The sequence below is a fragment of the Streptomyces auratus genome, assembly GCF_050433025.1.
Classification (GTDB): domain Bacteria; phylum Actinomycetota; class Actinomycetes; order Streptomycetales; family Streptomycetaceae; genus Streptomyces; species Streptomyces sioyaensis.
Genome location: NZ_JBNGCB010000001.1, coordinates 4,266,953 through 4,281,485, shown reverse-complemented (window position 1 = coordinate 4,281,485; position 14,533 = coordinate 4,266,953). Strand labels below are relative to the sequence as shown.

Below are 14,533 nucleotides of genomic sequence, written 5' to 3'. Positions count from 1 at the left end.
CCTTATCGCGCGGTGGACGTGTAGGGCAGCAGCGCCATCTCACGGCTGTTCTTCACGGCCGTGGCGACGTCACGCTGGTGCTGAGTGCAGTTGCCGGTGACCCGGCGGGCACGGATCTTGCCGCGGTCGGAAATGAACTTCCGCAGCAGGTTCGTGTCCTTGTAGTCGACGTAGGAGATCTTCTCCTTGCAGAACACGCAAACCTTCTTCTTAGGCTTGCGAGCAGGCGGCTTCGCCATTGTCTCTCTCCAATGAGTTCAAGAAGTTTGTGCTGACGCCCTCAGGCCCCAGGCCGTTCCGCGGCGCCGTTTCACGTGAAACAGCGCGGAGCCGGACCGGCTCATGGACCTAGAAGGGCGGCTCGTCCGAGTAGCCACCGCCGGAGCTACCGCCCCAGCCACCGCCGCCGCCACCCTGCTGACCGCCGCCGGCCGGGCCATTGGTCGCCCACGGGTCGTCGGCGGGAGCACCGCCGCCGCCCTGCTGGCCGCCGCCGGGGCCGCCGCCCCAACCGCCGCCACCCTGGCCACCGCCCTGCTGACCGCCGCCGAAGCCGCCGCCCTGGCCACCGCGACCGCTGGTCTTGGTGATCTTGGCCGTGGCGTTCTTCAGGCTCGCGCCCACTTCCTCGACGTCGAGCTCGTAGACCGTGCGCTTCACGCCCTCGCGGTCCTCGTACGACCGCTGCTTGAGGCGGCCCTGGACGACCACGCGGGTACCCCGCGTAAGGGACTCGGCGACGTTCTCCGCCGCCTGACGCCACACCGAGCAGGTCAGGAACAGGCTCTCGCCGTCCTTCCACTCATTGGTCTGACGGTCGAAGGTGCGGGGAGTGGACGCGACGCGGAACTTCGCGACCGCCGCACCGGACGGGGTGAAGCGCAGCTCGGGGTCGTCGACAAGATTGCCGACAACCGTGATGACGGTCTCGCCTGCCATTAGGGGAACCTCTCGGCGGGTGTGCTGCTGGCTGCTGGTGTTGCTGCTACTCGGACCCGGTTACCGCTGGCGCTGTCGCGCTCAGTGGGTCTCGGGACGGAGAACCTTGGTCCGGAGGACCGACTCGTTCAGGTTCATCTGACGGTCGAGCTCCTTGACGACCGCAGGCTCGGCCTGCAGGTCGATGACCGAGTAGATGCCCTCGGGCTTCTTCTTGATCTCGTACGAGAGACGACGACGGCCCCAGGTGTCGACCTTCTCGACCTTTCCGTTGCCCTCGCGGACGACGGAGAGGAAGTTCTCGATCAGCGGGGAGACAGCGCGCTCCTCGAGATCGGGGTCGAGGATGACCATCACCTCGTAGTGACGCATGTGGAACCCACCTCCTTTGGACTCAGCGGCCACGGTCGTTCCGTGGCAGGAGGGTCAAATGCGTTTCCGCGCCGTGCCCGGCCGGTCATCCGGACAGACATGGGCGCAGACCGTACAGAGTACCTGCCTCTGGCCTTCCGGTTGAAATCCGGCCGGTGCACCCCTCAATCTGGAACACAACGGGTGTGAGCGGCGTTACAGTGCGCCGCCCTGTCATGGGAGGTGCCGCATGGCACAGGCAAGGACCCAGCGCAATCTGCTCTCGCTGCTCAACAGCGACGGCAAGGACCATCCCGTCGAGAACACCCTCGCCCTCGCGACCATCGTGCTCGGCGCGATCGCCGTCTTCACCACGCTCGCTCCCAGCCTGCACCTCATCAGCTCCTGGGTCGGTCTGATCGGCATCGGTACCGGCCTCTGGGGCCAGTTCATCTCCTCCACGACAGGCGAACGCTTCCTGTTGATCATCGGCCTAGGAGCCTCGGCCGTCGGCTTCTATCTGGGCGTGGCACACGGCGGCCTTTTCGGCGGCGTCATCGGCTAGGGCCCGCCCGACGGGCCCCGCGCCGATGCGGCATATGGGACCCGCGCCCGTACGGCCCAGACGGGGCGCTCCGCGGTCACAGTAGGCTTCGGCGCGAGAGCCGGAGCCCCGACCATGGGGACACACCTGCCGAGGAGCGCCCCGCATGAGCCTGACCCTGAGGACCATCAGCCGAGAGCAGCATCTGGCGTATATCCAGAGCCTGCCCGCGGCAAGCCACATGCAGGTTCCGGCCTGGGCGGACGTCAAGGCCGAATGGCGGTCGGAGAGCCTGGGCTGGTTCGACGCGAGCGGCGAGATGGTCGGCGCGGGTCTGGTGCTCTACCGCCAGGTCCCCAAGGTCAAGCTCTACCTGGCGTACCTCCCCGAGGGGCCGGTCATCAACTGGCACTCGCCGAACCTGGAGGACTGGCTGCAGCCGATGCTGAAGCATCTCAAGCAGCAGGGTGCCTTCACCGTGAAGATGGGCCCGCCGGTGATCATCCGCCGCTGGGACGCCCAGGCGATCAAGGCCGGCATCCAGAACCCGGATGTGAAGCGTCTGCGGGACGTCGAGGCGACGCACATCGAGCCGCGCGCCTTCGAGGTGGCCGACAAGCTGCGCCGCATGGGCTGGCAGCAGGGTGAGGACGGCGGCGCCGGTTTCGCCGACGTACAGCCCCGCTACGTCTTCCAGGTGCCGCTGGCCGACCGCTCGCTGGAGGAGGTCCACAAGGGCTTCAACCAGCTGTGGCGCCGCAACATCAAGAAGGCCGAGAAGGCCGGCGTCGAGGTTGTCCAGGGCGGATACGAGGACCTGGCCGAATGGCAGCGCCTCTACGAGATCACCGCGGTCCGTGACCAGTTCCGGCCGCGGCCGCTCGGCTACTTCCAGCGCATGTGGACGGCCCTCAATTCCGAGGACCCCAATCGCATGCGGCTCTACTTCGCGCGCCACGACGGCGTGAACCTTTCTGCAGCGACGATGCTCGTCGTCGGCGGGCACGTCTGGTACTCCTACGGCGCCTCGGACAACATCGGCCGTGAGGTCCGTCCCTCGAACGCGATGCAGTGGCGGATGCTGCAGGACGCCTATGCGCTCGGCGCCTCGGTCTACGACCTCCGCGGCATCAGTGATTCGCTGGACGAAAACGACCACCTCTTCGGCCTGATCCAGTTCAAGGTCGGCACAGGCGGGCAGGCAGCGGAGTACCTCGGCGAGTGGGACTTCCCGCTCAACAAGCTTCTGCACAAGGCGTTCGATATGTACATGGCACGCCGCTGATCCGCTCCACCGCACCGTTCGTACTCCTGACACACCGCAGCCACGAGAAAGGTTCCGGGCCGGCCATGGCGCTCACCCTCTACGTCGACACCGCGCGCTGGCGGGCGCATCACCAGAGCGTTCTCCAGCAGTTCCCCGGGCTCGTCCCGGTCTGCAAGGGCAACGGCTACGGCTTCGGCCATGAGCGCCTCGCCGACGAGGCAACCCGCCTCGGCGCCGACATCCTCGCGGTCGGGACCACCTACGAGGCGGTCCGTATCAAGGACTTTTTCAGCGGCGACCTGCTCGTCCTGACGCCGTTCCGCCACGGCGAGGAGCCGGTGCCGCTGCCCGACCGGGCGATCCGCTCGGTCTCCTCCGTCGAGGGCGTCGGTGGCCTGGTCGGCGCCCGCGTGGTCATCGAGGTCATGAGCAGCATGAAGCGCCATGGCGTCAAGCCGGAGGATCTGCCGAAGCTGGCCACGGCCATCGAGGACGTCCGGCTCGAGGGCTTCGCGCTCCACCTGCCACTGGACCGCACCGACGGGTCCGATGCGGTCGAGGAGGTCATCGGCTGGATGGACCGGCTCCGTGCCGCCCGCCTCCCCCTGCACACCATGTTCGTCAGCCACCTCAAGGCCGATGAACTCGCCCGTCTCCAGCAGCAGTTCCCGCAGACGCGGTTCCGCGCGCGGATCGGTACCCGGCTGTGGCTGGGCGACCACGAGGCCACCGAGTACCGCGGTTCGGTGCTCGACGTCACCCGGATCGCCAAGGGCGAGCGCTTCGGCTACCGCCAGCAGAAGGCGGCCTCCGACGGATACCTGGTCGTGGTGGCCGGCGGCACCTCGCACGGCGTCGGCCTGGAATCGCCCAAGGCGCTGCACGGGGTGATGCCGCGTGCCAAGGGCGTGGCGCGGGCCGGCCTGGCCACCGTCAACCGCAATCTCGCGCCCTATGTGTGGGCCGGGAAGCAGCGCTGGTTCGCGGAGCCCCCGCACATGCAGGTGTCGATCCTGTTCGTGCCGGGCGACGCCCCGCAGCCGCAGGTCGGCGAGGAGCTGGTGGCCCATCTGCGGCACACCACCACGCAGTACGACCGCCTCGTGGACCGCTGAGCCGGCCGAGGCGTGGACAGACCGAGGGCCCGGTGCCGCAGGCGTTCCCTGCTGCACGGGCCCTCGGTGCACCACGCCGGTGCCGGCTCATTCCCGTACGGCGCCCCAGCGCACCCGTGGCGCCGCCTCGAACTGCATCGCGTGCCGCGGCTGGTGGTGGGTCCGTCCGAGCACGAACACATCAGGGCTGTGGTCCAGGACTCCGCCCGAGGGGTCGTCGTCCCCGTCCCTGCGGACCACGTCGCGCTCCGGCAGCCAGATGTCCCGTACCACCACGGCACACAGGTAGAGGGTGCCCAAGAGGTGCAGGCCGATGGCCAGTTGGTATCCCTCCGTGGGGAGCCCCTGGTGCTTGTCGCCGTTTCCTGTGTAGGCGAGGTACATCCAGATCCCCAGGAAGTACATGACCTCGCAGCCCTGCCAGATCAGGAAGTCCCGCCAGCGCGGCCGGGCCAGCGCGGCGAGTGGGGTCAGCCACAGGACGTACTGCGGGGAGTAGACCTTGTTGGTGAGGATGAACAGCGCCACGACGAGGAACGCCAGCTGAGCGAAGCGCGGCCGGCGCGGCGCATAGAGGGCCAGCAGGCCGATGGCGCCGCAGCCGAGGATCATCAGCAGGGTGGCGTAGGTATTGGCGTTCTCCAGGGGATTCCCGGTGCGCTGCGAGATCAGCAGCCAGACCGAACCGAAGTCGATGGGCCGTTCCTGGCTGAACGTGTAGAACTTCGCCCAGCCCTCCCGGATGTGGAAGCCCGCGGCGTCATGCGTGATCATCACCGGGAGATTCACCACCAGCCAGGACACCAGGGCACCGGCCACCGCCTTCCGGTAGGCGCGCCAGGCTCCCGCGCGCCAGCACAGCACCAGCAGCGGACCCAGCAGCAGCACCGGATACAGCTTCGCCGCGGTGGCCAGCCCGATGAGGACACCGGCCGCCAGCGGCCGGCTGCGTGACCACATCAGCATCCCGGCGGCGGTCAGGGCGATCGCGAGGAGATCCCAGTTGATGGTGGCGGTGAGGGCGGCGGCGGGCGCCAGGGCGACCAGGAGGCCGTCCCAGGGGCGCCGCCGGTGGGTGCGGGTCACGCACACGGCGATCACGACGGCGCAGATCATCAGCATGCCGGCGTTGACCAGCCAGTAGATCTGTTCGCGCTGCTGGATACCGCCCGCGTGCGGCGTCATCCAGGAGGCAACCTCCATGAAGACACCGGTGAGCACCGGGTACTCGAGATACTCCATATCGCCGGGCAGCCGGTCGAAGTACGGGATCAGCCCCTCGGCAAAGCCCCGCCCCGCATAGAGGTGGGGGATGTCGGAGTAGCAGGCGTGGGTGTACTGGCTGGTGGCACCGAAGAACCAGCCGCCGTTGTAGCACGGCAGCTTCTGCACCATGCCGAGCGCGAACATGCCGATGGCGACGAGCGCGATGACCCGTACCGGGGTCAGCCAACTCGTTCCGAGCAGCGCGTGCCGGCCGATCGGCCCTCCGATCAGCTCGCTGCCGGCCGCCGCCACCTCATCCCGCTTTGTCGGCCGCACCGACTCGTCCCGTCGCACGCTCGTCATGGCCCCATCCTGCCGTACGGCCGGGTACGGAAAACGGCGAAGCCCCCGCCCGGACACGCCGGGCGGGGGCTTCGTGGCTCCACGTTTCACGTGAAACATTCAGCGTTTCACGTGAAACGGTCGGTGCTCATCAACCGGTCGGACCGCCGAACCAGCCGCCACCACCGGTGGCGTCCGTCGGGGCAGGCGTCGGACTGGTGCCTCCGGTGCCACCGCCCGGTCCGCCAGGTCCGCCCGTTCCTCCTCCGTTGCCTCCGCCGTTACCGGCGCCACCACTGTTCTTGCAGTTGAGGTCCCAGGTAGAGCAGGAGTCCGAGGGGCTCGGGCTGGGAGAGTTCGTCGGGGGAGCGGACTCACTGGGAGTCTCCGACGGAGTGTTCGACGGCGTGTCCGACGGCGTGGGCGTCGGCTTCGGAGTCGGCATGCCGTCCTCGTCCACCCGGTCCCCGATGGGTGTGGCGGGCGGGAAGTTCTCCGGCGTGACGCCCTTCATCGCCTGCAGCATGTACTCGGTCCACACCTCGGTGGGCAGCGCACCACCGTGGATCGAGTCGAAGCCACCGACACCGTTCATGGACAGCTGACGGGGGTTCTGTGCGTCCTCACGGAACATCGTGATGGACGTCGACAGCTGCTTGGTGTAGCCGACGAACCAGGCCGACTTGTTCTGGTCGGTGGTACCGGTCTTGCCCGCTGCCGGCATTTTCAGCTTCTTGGCTTCCGTCGCGGTGCCGTTCTGAATGACGTTCTGCAGCACCTTGGTCACGTTGTTGGCGATGTTGGAGTCCATCCCGGTCTCGGACTTGGGCTTGTCGAAGCCCTTCAGGTCCTCGCCCTCGAACGTCACCTTGGTCACCGAATACGGCTCGACCTTCGTCCCCGAATCGGCAAACGTGGCGTAGGCATCGGCCATCCGGATCGCGCTCGGCGTGGAGGTGCCCAGTGCGAAGGACGGGTTCAGGTTCTTGTCGAAGCTGGCCGGCGCGATGCCCGCAGCCTGTGCCATGTCCCGGACCTTGCTCATCCCGACATCCATGCCGAGCTGCACGAACGGAGTGTTGACGGACTGCTCCATCGCCTTGGTCAAGGGGATGTAGCCCCAGGGATGGTTGCTCTCGTTCTCCTGATAGAAGACCGAGTCGTCCCGCTTCCGGACGTAGTTACCTTCAGCGTCCTTCACCTTGAGGTGGTCATTGCCGTTGTACCGGCTGTCCGGCGAGACCGGCTGACCCTCGCTCTTGGCCGTTCCGTACTTCATCGCCGCGGCGAGCACGAACGGCTTCCAGGTCGAGCCGACCGGCACACCGAAGGTATCGGCGTTGTTGCTGAAGTGCCCCTTGTCGTAGCCCTCACCGCCGTACAGGGCGACGATCTTGCCGTCTCCCGGCACCACCGAGGCGCCACCGAACTGGACGTATTTGTCCTTCGCGCGCTTCTTGGGGTCGATGTACCGCTTGTCGACCTTCTTGACCGCGGTCTCGAGCTGATTGGTGCGCTTCTCGTCGAAGGTCGTCCGGATCGTGTAGCCGCCCTTGTCGAACTGCGCCTCACTGAGCCCGGAGTGCTTCAGCACATACTTCTTCGCGGTGTCCATCATGTAGCCGATCTGACCGCTCTTGCTGGCCACCGGCTTGGGCAGCTTCGGCTTGGGGAACTTCCCCCGGTACGAGTCCCGCTGCGCCTTCGACATGAGGTGGTTGTCGACCTCGCGGTCGAGGATCCAGGACCAGCGCGCCTCGGCACGCTTGGTGTTCGCCGCCCGGGTGGCTCCCGGACTGGTACCACCCGCGGGGTCGTACAGATCCGCGCCCTTGAGCACCGTGGCCAGGAAGGCGCTCTGGTCCGGCTTCAGCTTGGCGGCGTCCACGCCGTAGTACGCCTGAGCCGCGGCCTGGATGCCGTAGGCACCGCGTCCGTAGTAGCTGGTGTTGAGGTACCCCTGGAGGATCTGGTCCTTGTTCTTCGACCAGCCGACCTTGATCGCGATGAACAGTTCCTTGAACTTGCGGTCGATGGTCTGCTGCTGGCTCAGCATGGCGTTCTTCACGTACTGCTGGGTGATCGTCGAGCCGCCCTGGGTCTCGCCGCCCTTGGCCATGTTGAACACGGCGCGCGCAATACCCATCGGGTCCACGCCCGAGTCCGTCCGGAACGAGGCATTCTCCGCGGAGATTGCCGCATTCTGCATCGAACGCGGAATTTCATTGATCGTGACGTTTTGCCGGTTTGTCTCACCGTCGCGAGCCATGACCTTGCCATTGGCCCAGAGATAGACATTGTTCTGCGACTTGGCGGCCAGGCTCTCGTCAGGAACGTGCACCACGGCCAGCGCGACTCCGGAAACGCCGACGATCAGCCCTATGAAACCGACGCACAGGCTGGCGACCTGTTTCCAGGACGGCACAAAGCGCCGCCAGCCGCTGCGGTGGGCGCGCGGGTAATCGATCAGACGCTTCTTGGCAGGCTTTCCGCTGCCGCGACCGCGACCGCGGCCCCCCTCGGGGCCGCCGCCACCACCGCGCCGGCCTCCGCCACCGCGGCCACCGGCTCCGTCACCGGAGCCCATCCCAGCAGACTCGGGCGCCCTGCGGCGGCCGCTGCGCTGAGCGGCTCTGCGGGCCTCGGCACGGCCACCCTGCCGCGGCTCGTCGCCGTACGGATCGGAGGGGGAAGCAGGACCGGCGGCGGAGCCACGCGAAGGGGCGCCACGACGCCCTGGTGGCTGTGCGGCGCGTCGGGCCGCGGCACGTCCGCCACTCTGCGGCTGTGGCGGTTTGCGACGGTGCTCGCTCATGGAACGAATACTCCTCGGGCAGGCGCGCTATCTCGTCGCCTGAAGGCGGCAGTTGTCTTCAGGTCCCCCCGATGCACGGCTCGCTCCTGAGGCGCGAACCGCAATACACCGAGGACGGGGACGTCAGATATCGGCCCGCGGTTCCCGGCAGTCTGCATGCCGCACAGACTACGCACGTCCAAAACCTGCCCAGTGTTGAAATTCACTCCAAATCAGTCAGGTTGAGTAGCACGAATCAGTGATGTGACGCCGTTCACCATCCCCCCTCTTGTTCCACCCAGGTGACCGTTCTATCGTCTGGATGTATCGAGTCGATACATCAGCACGACATAAAGAACGCACAGACCAGGGAGGCGGAGGATGAGCAGACGTTCCGGCATCCTTGAGTTCGCCGTCCTCGGCCTGCTCCGCGAATCCCCGATGCACGGCTATGAGCTGCGTAAACGGCTCAACACCTCGCTCGGGGTCTTCCGTGCGTTCAGCTATGGCACCCTCTACCCCTGCCTCAAGGCGCTGGTCGCCAACGGCTGGCTCATCGAGGAGACGGACGGCGCCCCGGAGGCCGTACCGGCCACGGCGCTGACAGGGCGCCGAGCCAAGATCGTCTACCGATTGACCGCAGCGGGCAAAGAGCACTTCGAAGAACTGCTCGCCCACTCCGGACCGGATGCGTGGGAGGACGAGCACTTCGGCGTCCGCTTCGCATTCTTCGGCCAGACGTCGCGGGACGTGCGGATGCGTGTGTTGGAAGGCCGCCGCAGCCGGCTGGAGGAGCGCCTCGAGCGGATGCGCACCTCCCTGGCCAGGTCCCGCGAGCGGCTGGACGACTACACCCTCGAATTGCAGCGGCACGGCATGGAGTCCGTGGAGCGCGAAGTCCGTTGGCTGAACGAGCTCATCGAAAGTGAGCGTGCCGGGCGCGATCAGCGCGCACCGGATCCCGCAGCACAGGACAGCAAGCACCAGTCAGGAGATACGGGCGGCCTGCCCCGGCACCGGGGTGGTTCCCGGCCGGATCCGTCCGATGACACCACCACATGAGGTTCCGTCGTACGGAGCCTCATCGAGATCACAGGGAGCAACCGGAATGGGTTCGGTTCGCGTAGCCATCGTCGGCGTGGGCAACTGCGCCGCCTCGCTGGTACAGGGCGTCGAGTACTACAAGGACGCCGACCCGAAGAGCCGCGTGCCCGGCCTCATGCACGTGCAGTTCGGCGACTACCACGTGCGTGACATCGAGTTCGTGGCCGCCTTCGACGTCGACGCCAAGAAGGTCGGGCTCGACCTCGCGGATGCCATCGGCGCCAGCGAGAACAACACCATCAAGATCTGCGATGTGCCGAACGCCGGCGTGACGGTCCAGCGCGGCCACACCCTCGACGGCCTGGGCAAGTACTACCGCCAGACCATCGAGGAGTCCACCGAGGCCCCGGTCGACGTCGTCCAGGTCCTCAAGGACAAGCAGGTCGACGTCCTGGTCTGCTACCTCCCCGTCGGCTCCGAGGACGCGGCGAAGTACTACGCCCAGTGCGCCATCGACGCCAAGGTCGGCTTCGTCAACGCCCTCCCGGTCTTCATCGCCGGCACCAAGGAGTGGGCGGACAAGTTCACCGAGGCCGGCGTCCCGATCGTCGGTGACGACATCAAGTCGCAGGTCGGCGCCACGATCACGCACCGTGTGATGGCCAAGCTCTTCGAGGACCGGGGCGTCATCCTGGACCGCACGATGCAGCTGAACGTCGGCGGCAACATGGACTTCAAGAACATGCTCGAGCGCGAGCGCCTGGAGTCCAAGAAGATCTCCAAGACGCAGGCCGTCACCTCCCAGATCCGCGACCGTGAGCTGGGCGAGGACAACGTCCACATCGGCCCCTCGGACTATGTGGCCTGGCTGGACGACCGCAAGTGGGCCTACGTCCGGCTCGAGGGCCGTGCCTTCGGTGACGTCCCGCTGAACCTGGAGTACAAGCTCGAGGTCTGGGACTCCCCCAACTCCGCCGGAGTCATCATCGACGCCCTGCGCGCCGCGAAGATCGCCAAGGACCGGGGCATCGGTGGCCCGATCCTCTCCGCGTCCTCGTACTTCATGAAGTCGCCGCCGGTGCAGTACTTCGACGACGAGGCGCGGGAGAACGTCGAGAAGTTCATCAGCGGCGAGGTCGAGCGCTGAGGCGCCCGACACACTCTCCCTCCGCAGGCCTCCGGGTATTCCACCCGGAGGCCTGCGGGCTGTGTGAGGCTGTGCCTCATGCATGCGGTGCGCGCCCTGTCCGTACTCCTCCGGCTACGCGACTTCCGTTCGCTCCTTGCCGCACGGCTTCTGTCCCAAGCGGCCGACGGGGTGTTCCAAGTCGCACTCGCGACGTTCGTCGTCTTCTCACCCGAGAAGCAGACCTCGCCCGCAGCCATCGCCTCCGCCATGGCAATCCTGCTACTGCCGTACTCACTCCTCGGGCCGTTCACCGGGGTGCTGCTCGACCGCTGGCGCCGCCGTCAGGTCCTGCTGTACGGCAATCTGCTGCGGGCCCTGCTGGCCATGGTGACCGCGGCGCTGATCGTGTCGGAGGTCCCTGACGGGCTCTTCTACGTCTCGGCCCTGTCCGTGACCGCCGTGAACCGCTTCGTCCTGGCCGGGCTCTCGGCCGCGCTCCCCAGAGTGGTCGACGGGGGACAACAGCTGGTCATGGCCAACTCCCTTGCCCCCACCGCCGGAACGCTCGCCGCGACGGCCGGCGGCGGGCTGGCCTTCGCCATCCGGCTGGCCGGCTCGGATGTGGACGCGTTCGTCGTGCTGCTCGCCGCGGCCCTCTACTTCTGCTCGGCCCTCACCTCGCTGCGCATGACACCGCAGCTGCTCGGCCCCGACCCCGCACGCCTCCAACCGCATCTGCGAGAAGCCCTGTTGAGCACGGCGCGCGGACTTGTGGAGGGGCTGCGCCATCTTGCCGAGCGGCGCACCGCGGCGCGCGCGCTGCTCGCGATGACCGTGATCCGGTTCTGCTACGGAGCGCTGACGGTCATGGTGCTGATGCTGTGCCGGTACTCCTGGTCCGACACCGAATCCGAGGGCCTGGCACTGCTCGGGATCGCGGTCGTGGTGTCCGGTGGAGGTTTCTTCACCGCCGCTGTCGTCACGCCCTGGGCCGTCACACGGCTCACCGCGTTCGGCTGGATCGTCTGCTGCGCCGCGATGGACGCGGTGCTGGTGCCGTCCCTCGGGTTGTTCTTCACGCCGGGCCCGATGTTGGCGGCCGCGTTCGTGCTCGGCCTCAGCACACAAGGGACGAAGATCTCCACGGACACCATCGTCCAGTCCTCTGTCGACGATGCCTTCCGCGGCCGGATCTTCGCCATTTACGACGTCCTTTTCAACGTCGCCTACGTCGGCGCTGCCGCAGTCGCGGCCCTCATGCTGCCTCCGGACGGACGGTCCATCGCGCTGCTGGGCGTGGTGACCGTGCTGTACGCGCTGGTGGCCGCGACCGTGGTCTGCTTCAGCCGCGGAGAGAGGCCATTCGCCGTGCGATGAGTACCCCGGCGTCTGCGGCAGGGCACCCGGACCGGATACCTTACGGGCGTCCTACACAAGCCTGTACACATCAAAACCGGGGGAATCCCATGACCACGCCGCCTCAGGGCGCGAATCCGTACGGCCAGGCGCCGTACGGGCAACAGCCGTACGGACAGCCGCCCTACGGGCAGAACCCCTATCCGCAGGCACCGCAAGCGCCGCAGGCTCCTTATGGCCAGCCCCAGGGCGGCTACGCCCACCCCCCGCAGCCGCAGGCTCCGTACGGCCAGCAGCCACAGCCGGGTTACCCCATGGCTCCGCAGCAGCCGTACATGCAGGGCGGGCCTCCCGTACCGCCGCCACGGCCTGCCAAGAGCCGTTCCCCCAGGGCCATCTTGAGGGGCATCGGGCTCGTCATCGGGCTGATCGTCATCGCAGTCGGCTGGATCAGCAGCATGGATGACGCAGAATCCGCCGAGGTCGGCGACTGCGTGCACAAGTCCAGCAGCTCGCTCGATGACGGCCTCGAAGTGGTGGATTGCGGAACCTCGAAGGCCCAGTACAAGGTGACCGCCGTGCACAACGGCACCTCGGACACGTCGGTGTGCCCCGCGGGTCAGCCGGCCTACGTCAAGGAAACGCACCGTCGCAGGCGCGCCGACACCGCCATGGTGCTCTGCCTGACCGCTGCGAAGTAGCCGGCCTGAATGCATCGGATAGGCGAGGAGCGGTGTTTCACGTGAAACACCGCTCCTCGTTTCACGTGAAACGTGACGGCTGATCGACCGCTCGTTTCACGTGAAACATCAGCTCTGGGTGGCCCACCACTCCTTCAGCGCGGCGATGGCCGCCTCGCGGTCCATGGGGCCGTGCTCCAGCCGAAGCTCCAGCATCTGCTTGTAGGCCTTGCCGACCTCGGGACCTGGGCGAAGGCCCAGGATCTGCATGATGTCGTTACCGTCCAGATCCGGGCGGATCGCTTCCAGCTCTTCCTGTTCCTGCAACAGCGCAATGCGCTCCTCAAGCCCGTCATAGGCGCGCGACAGGGCACCGGCCTTGCGCTTGTTGCGAGTGGTGCAGTCCGAGCGGGTGAGCTTGTGCAGCCGCTCCAGCTGCGGGCCGGCGTCCCGCACGTACCTGCGGACCGCGGAGTCCGTCCACTCGCCCGTCCCGTAGCCGTGGAAGCGCAGATGCAGCTCCACCAGCCGCGAGACGTCCTTGATCATGTCGTTGGAGTACTTCAGAGCGGTCATCCGCTTCTTGGTCATCTTCGCGCCCACCACCTCGTGGTGGTGGAAGGAGACCCGGCCGTCCTGCTCAAAGCGTCGCGTCCTGGGCTTGCCGATGTCGTGCAGCAGGGCCGCCAGCCGCAGCACAAGATCGGGACCGTCCTCCTCAAGGTCGATCGCCTGCTCCAGGACCGTCAGCGAATGCTCGTAGACGTCCTTGTGACGGTGATGCTCGTCACTCTCCAGCCGCAGTGCGGGCAGCTCGGGCAGGACCTGGTCGGCCAGGCCCGAATCGACGAGCAGCCGCAGTCCCTCGCGCGGGTGCGGCGCCAGGATCAGCTTGTTCAGCTCGTCCCGCACACGCTCCGCGGAGACGATCTCGATACGGTCCGACATCGCCTTCATTGCGGCGATGACCTCGGGCGCGACCTCGAAGTCCAGCTGCGCGGCGAAGCGGGCTGCACGCAGCATCCGCAGCGGATCATCGGAGAACGACTCCTGCGGCGTCCCCGGCGTCCGCAGCACGCGCGCCGCCAGGTCCTCCAGACCGTCGTGCGGGTCGACGAACTCCTTCTGCGGCAGCAGCACCGCCATGGCGTTCACCGTGAAATCCCGGCGCACCAGGTCCTGCTCGATGGTGTCCCCGTACGACACTTCCGGCTTGCGAGAGGTGCGGTCGTATGCCTCGGAACGGTAGGTCGTGACCTCGATGTCGAACGAGTCCTTCTTGCAGCCGACCGTCCCGAAGGCGATACCGACCTCCCAGACCGCATCAGCCCAGGGACGGACGATGTCGAGGACGTCCTCGGGGCGGGCATCGGTGGTGAAGTCCAGGTCATTGCCGAGCCGGCCCAGCAGCGCATCCCGGACCGACCCGCCGACCAGGGCAAGTGTGAACCCGGCCTCCTGGAATCGACGGGCCAGGTCATCCGCAACGGGGGACACCCGCAGCAGTTCGCTCACGGCACGACGCTGCACATGGTTCAGCGCGTTCGTCGACTGCGGGGTCCGCTCGGAGAGCGGGGCGGGGAGGTCATTGTTGGCGTTCGGCACAACAAAACAGGGTACGTGGCCGCGCAGCCCCAGGCGTCACGCAATAAAGCAGCCCCCGGCGTCACGTACTAAAGGGGACAGGCTGGGCGCACTGCCCGCTGCGCCGCCATCATGTGGAGCAGTCCCTGGCACTCCGGCGCGGCGGGCCTCGTTACCATTCG

Annotated in this window: 13 protein-coding genes; 7 read left to right on the top strand and 6 right to left on the bottom strand. The window is 67.2% G+C overall.

Features of this window, described 5'->3' with window-relative positions:
• Positions 1 to 2 precede the first annotated feature (2 nt).
• The 3 genes from rpsR to rpsF form a co-directional block, all read right to left on the bottom strand.
• The gene (gene rpsR / locus BKA18_RS18645) at positions 3 to 239 is read right to left on the bottom strand and encodes a 30S ribosomal protein S18 (protein WP_003978893.1); all 237 of its coding nucleotides are present in this window, start codon (positions 237 to 239) and stop codon (positions 3 to 5) included.
• Between the two features lie 109 nt (positions 240 to 348).
• Positions 349 to 939, bottom strand: coding sequence for a single-stranded DNA-binding protein (locus tag BKA18_RS18640; RefSeq protein ID WP_006604398.1), 591 nt, complete (start codon positions 937 to 939; stop codon positions 349 to 351).
• An 81-nt stretch (positions 940 to 1,020) separates the two neighbouring features.
• On the bottom strand, positions 1,021 to 1,311 hold the full coding sequence (gene rpsF, locus BKA18_RS18635) for a 30S ribosomal protein S6 (RefSeq protein WP_006604399.1): 291 nt from the start codon (positions 1,309 to 1,311) through the stop codon (positions 1,021 to 1,023).
• Positions 1,312 to 1,540: 229 nt separating this feature from the next.
• Here rpsF and BKA18_RS18630 point away from each other — a divergent pair, with 229 nt between their 5' ends.
• From BKA18_RS18630 to BKA18_RS18620, 3 genes are all read left to right on the top strand, one after another.
• Complete coding sequence (locus BKA18_RS18630) at positions 1,541 to 1,855, top strand: hypothetical protein (RefSeq protein WP_006604400.1); 315 nt, start codon at positions 1,541 to 1,543, stop codon at positions 1,853 to 1,855.
• A gap of 145 nt (positions 1,856 to 2,000) precedes the next feature.
• Entirely contained in the window at positions 2,001 to 3,119 is a 1,119-nt protein-coding gene (locus BKA18_RS18625) for a lipid II:glycine glycyltransferase FemX (protein WP_006604401.1), read from the top strand.
• Between the two features lie 65 nt (positions 3,120 to 3,184).
• The gene (locus BKA18_RS18620; protein WP_366047904.1) at positions 3,185 to 4,216 is read left to right on the top strand and encodes an alanine racemase; all 1,032 of its coding nucleotides are present in this window, start codon (positions 3,185 to 3,187) and stop codon (positions 4,214 to 4,216) included.
• An 87-nt stretch (positions 4,217 to 4,303) separates the two neighbouring features.
• On the opposite strand, the gene BKA18_RS18615 is transcribed toward BKA18_RS18620, so the two are convergent.
• Positions 4,304 to 5,785, bottom strand: coding sequence for a glycosyltransferase family 87 protein (locus BKA18_RS18615; protein WP_366047905.1), 1,482 nt, complete (start codon positions 5,783 to 5,785; stop codon positions 4,304 to 4,306).
• A gap of 130 nt (positions 5,786 to 5,915) precedes the next feature.
• Positions 5,916 to 8,189, bottom strand: coding sequence for a transglycosylase domain-containing protein (locus BKA18_RS18610; RefSeq protein WP_366047906.1), 2,274 nt, complete (start codon positions 8,187 to 8,189; stop codon positions 5,916 to 5,918).
• A 750-nt stretch (positions 8,190 to 8,939) separates the two neighbouring features.
• Between BKA18_RS18610 and BKA18_RS18605 the strand changes: the two genes are divergently transcribed.
• From BKA18_RS18605 to BKA18_RS18590, 4 genes are all read left to right on the top strand, one after another.
• Positions 8,940 to 9,620, top strand: a complete 681-nt coding sequence (locus tag BKA18_RS18605; RefSeq protein ID WP_366047907.1) for a PadR family transcriptional regulator — start codon at positions 8,940 to 8,942, stop codon at positions 9,618 to 9,620.
• A gap of 46 nt (positions 9,621 to 9,666) precedes the next feature.
• Positions 9,667 to 10,749, top strand: coding sequence for an inositol-3-phosphate synthase (locus BKA18_RS18600; RefSeq protein WP_096213335.1), 1,083 nt, complete (start codon positions 9,667 to 9,669; stop codon positions 10,747 to 10,749).
• A 78-nt stretch (positions 10,750 to 10,827) separates the two neighbouring features.
• The gene (locus BKA18_RS18595; RefSeq protein WP_366047908.1) at positions 10,828 to 12,108 is read left to right on the top strand and encodes an MFS transporter; all 1,281 of its coding nucleotides are present in this window, start codon (positions 10,828 to 10,830) and stop codon (positions 12,106 to 12,108) included.
• Between the two features lie 89 nt (positions 12,109 to 12,197).
• Positions 12,198 to 12,788, top strand: coding sequence for an LppU/SCO3897 family protein (locus BKA18_RS18590; RefSeq protein ID WP_366047909.1), 591 nt, complete (start codon positions 12,198 to 12,200; stop codon positions 12,786 to 12,788).
• A gap of 108 nt (positions 12,789 to 12,896) precedes the next feature.
• Here the strand turns inward: BKA18_RS18590 and BKA18_RS18585 are convergent, their stop codons facing one another.
• Complete coding sequence (locus BKA18_RS18585; RefSeq protein ID WP_366047910.1) at positions 12,897 to 14,372, bottom strand: CCA tRNA nucleotidyltransferase; 1,476 nt, start codon at positions 14,370 to 14,372, stop codon at positions 12,897 to 12,899.
• Positions 14,373 to 14,533: the final 161 nt, after the last annotated feature.

Excerpts from the sequence above, each read along its gene's own strand:
- rpsR (WP_003978893.1), bottom strand. The coding sequence starts at position 239 with ATGGCGAAGCCGCCTGCTCGCAAGCCTAAGAAGAAGGTTTGCGTGTTC.
- BKA18_RS18640 (WP_006604398.1), bottom strand. The coding sequence starts at position 939 with ATGGCAGGCGAGACCGTCATCACGGTTGTCGGCAATCTTGTCGACGAC.
- rpsF (WP_006604399.1), bottom strand. The coding sequence starts at position 1,311 with ATGCGTCACTACGAGGTGATGGTCATCCTCGACCCCGATCTCGAGGAG.
- BKA18_RS18630 (WP_006604400.1), top strand. The coding sequence starts at position 1,541 with ATGGCACAGGCAAGGACCCAGCGCAATCTGCTCTCGCTGCTCAACAGC.
- BKA18_RS18625 (WP_006604401.1), top strand. The coding sequence starts at position 2,001 with ATGAGCCTGACCCTGAGGACCATCAGCCGAGAGCAGCATCTGGCGTAT.
- BKA18_RS18620 (WP_366047904.1), top strand. The coding sequence starts at position 3,185 with ATGGCGCTCACCCTCTACGTCGACACCGCGCGCTGGCGGGCGCATCAC.
- BKA18_RS18615 (WP_366047905.1), bottom strand. The coding sequence starts at position 5,785 with ATGACGAGCGTGCGACGGGACGAGTCGGTGCGGCCGACAAAGCGGGAT.
- BKA18_RS18605 (WP_366047907.1), top strand. The coding sequence starts at position 8,940 with ATGAGCAGACGTTCCGGCATCCTTGAGTTCGCCGTCCTCGGCCTGCTC.
- BKA18_RS18600 (WP_096213335.1), top strand. The coding sequence starts at position 9,667 with ATGGGTTCGGTTCGCGTAGCCATCGTCGGCGTGGGCAACTGCGCCGCC.
- BKA18_RS18595 (WP_366047908.1), top strand. The coding sequence starts at position 10,828 with ATGCATGCGGTGCGCGCCCTGTCCGTACTCCTCCGGCTACGCGACTTC.
- BKA18_RS18590 (WP_366047909.1), top strand. The coding sequence starts at position 12,198 with ATGACCACGCCGCCTCAGGGCGCGAATCCGTACGGCCAGGCGCCGTAC.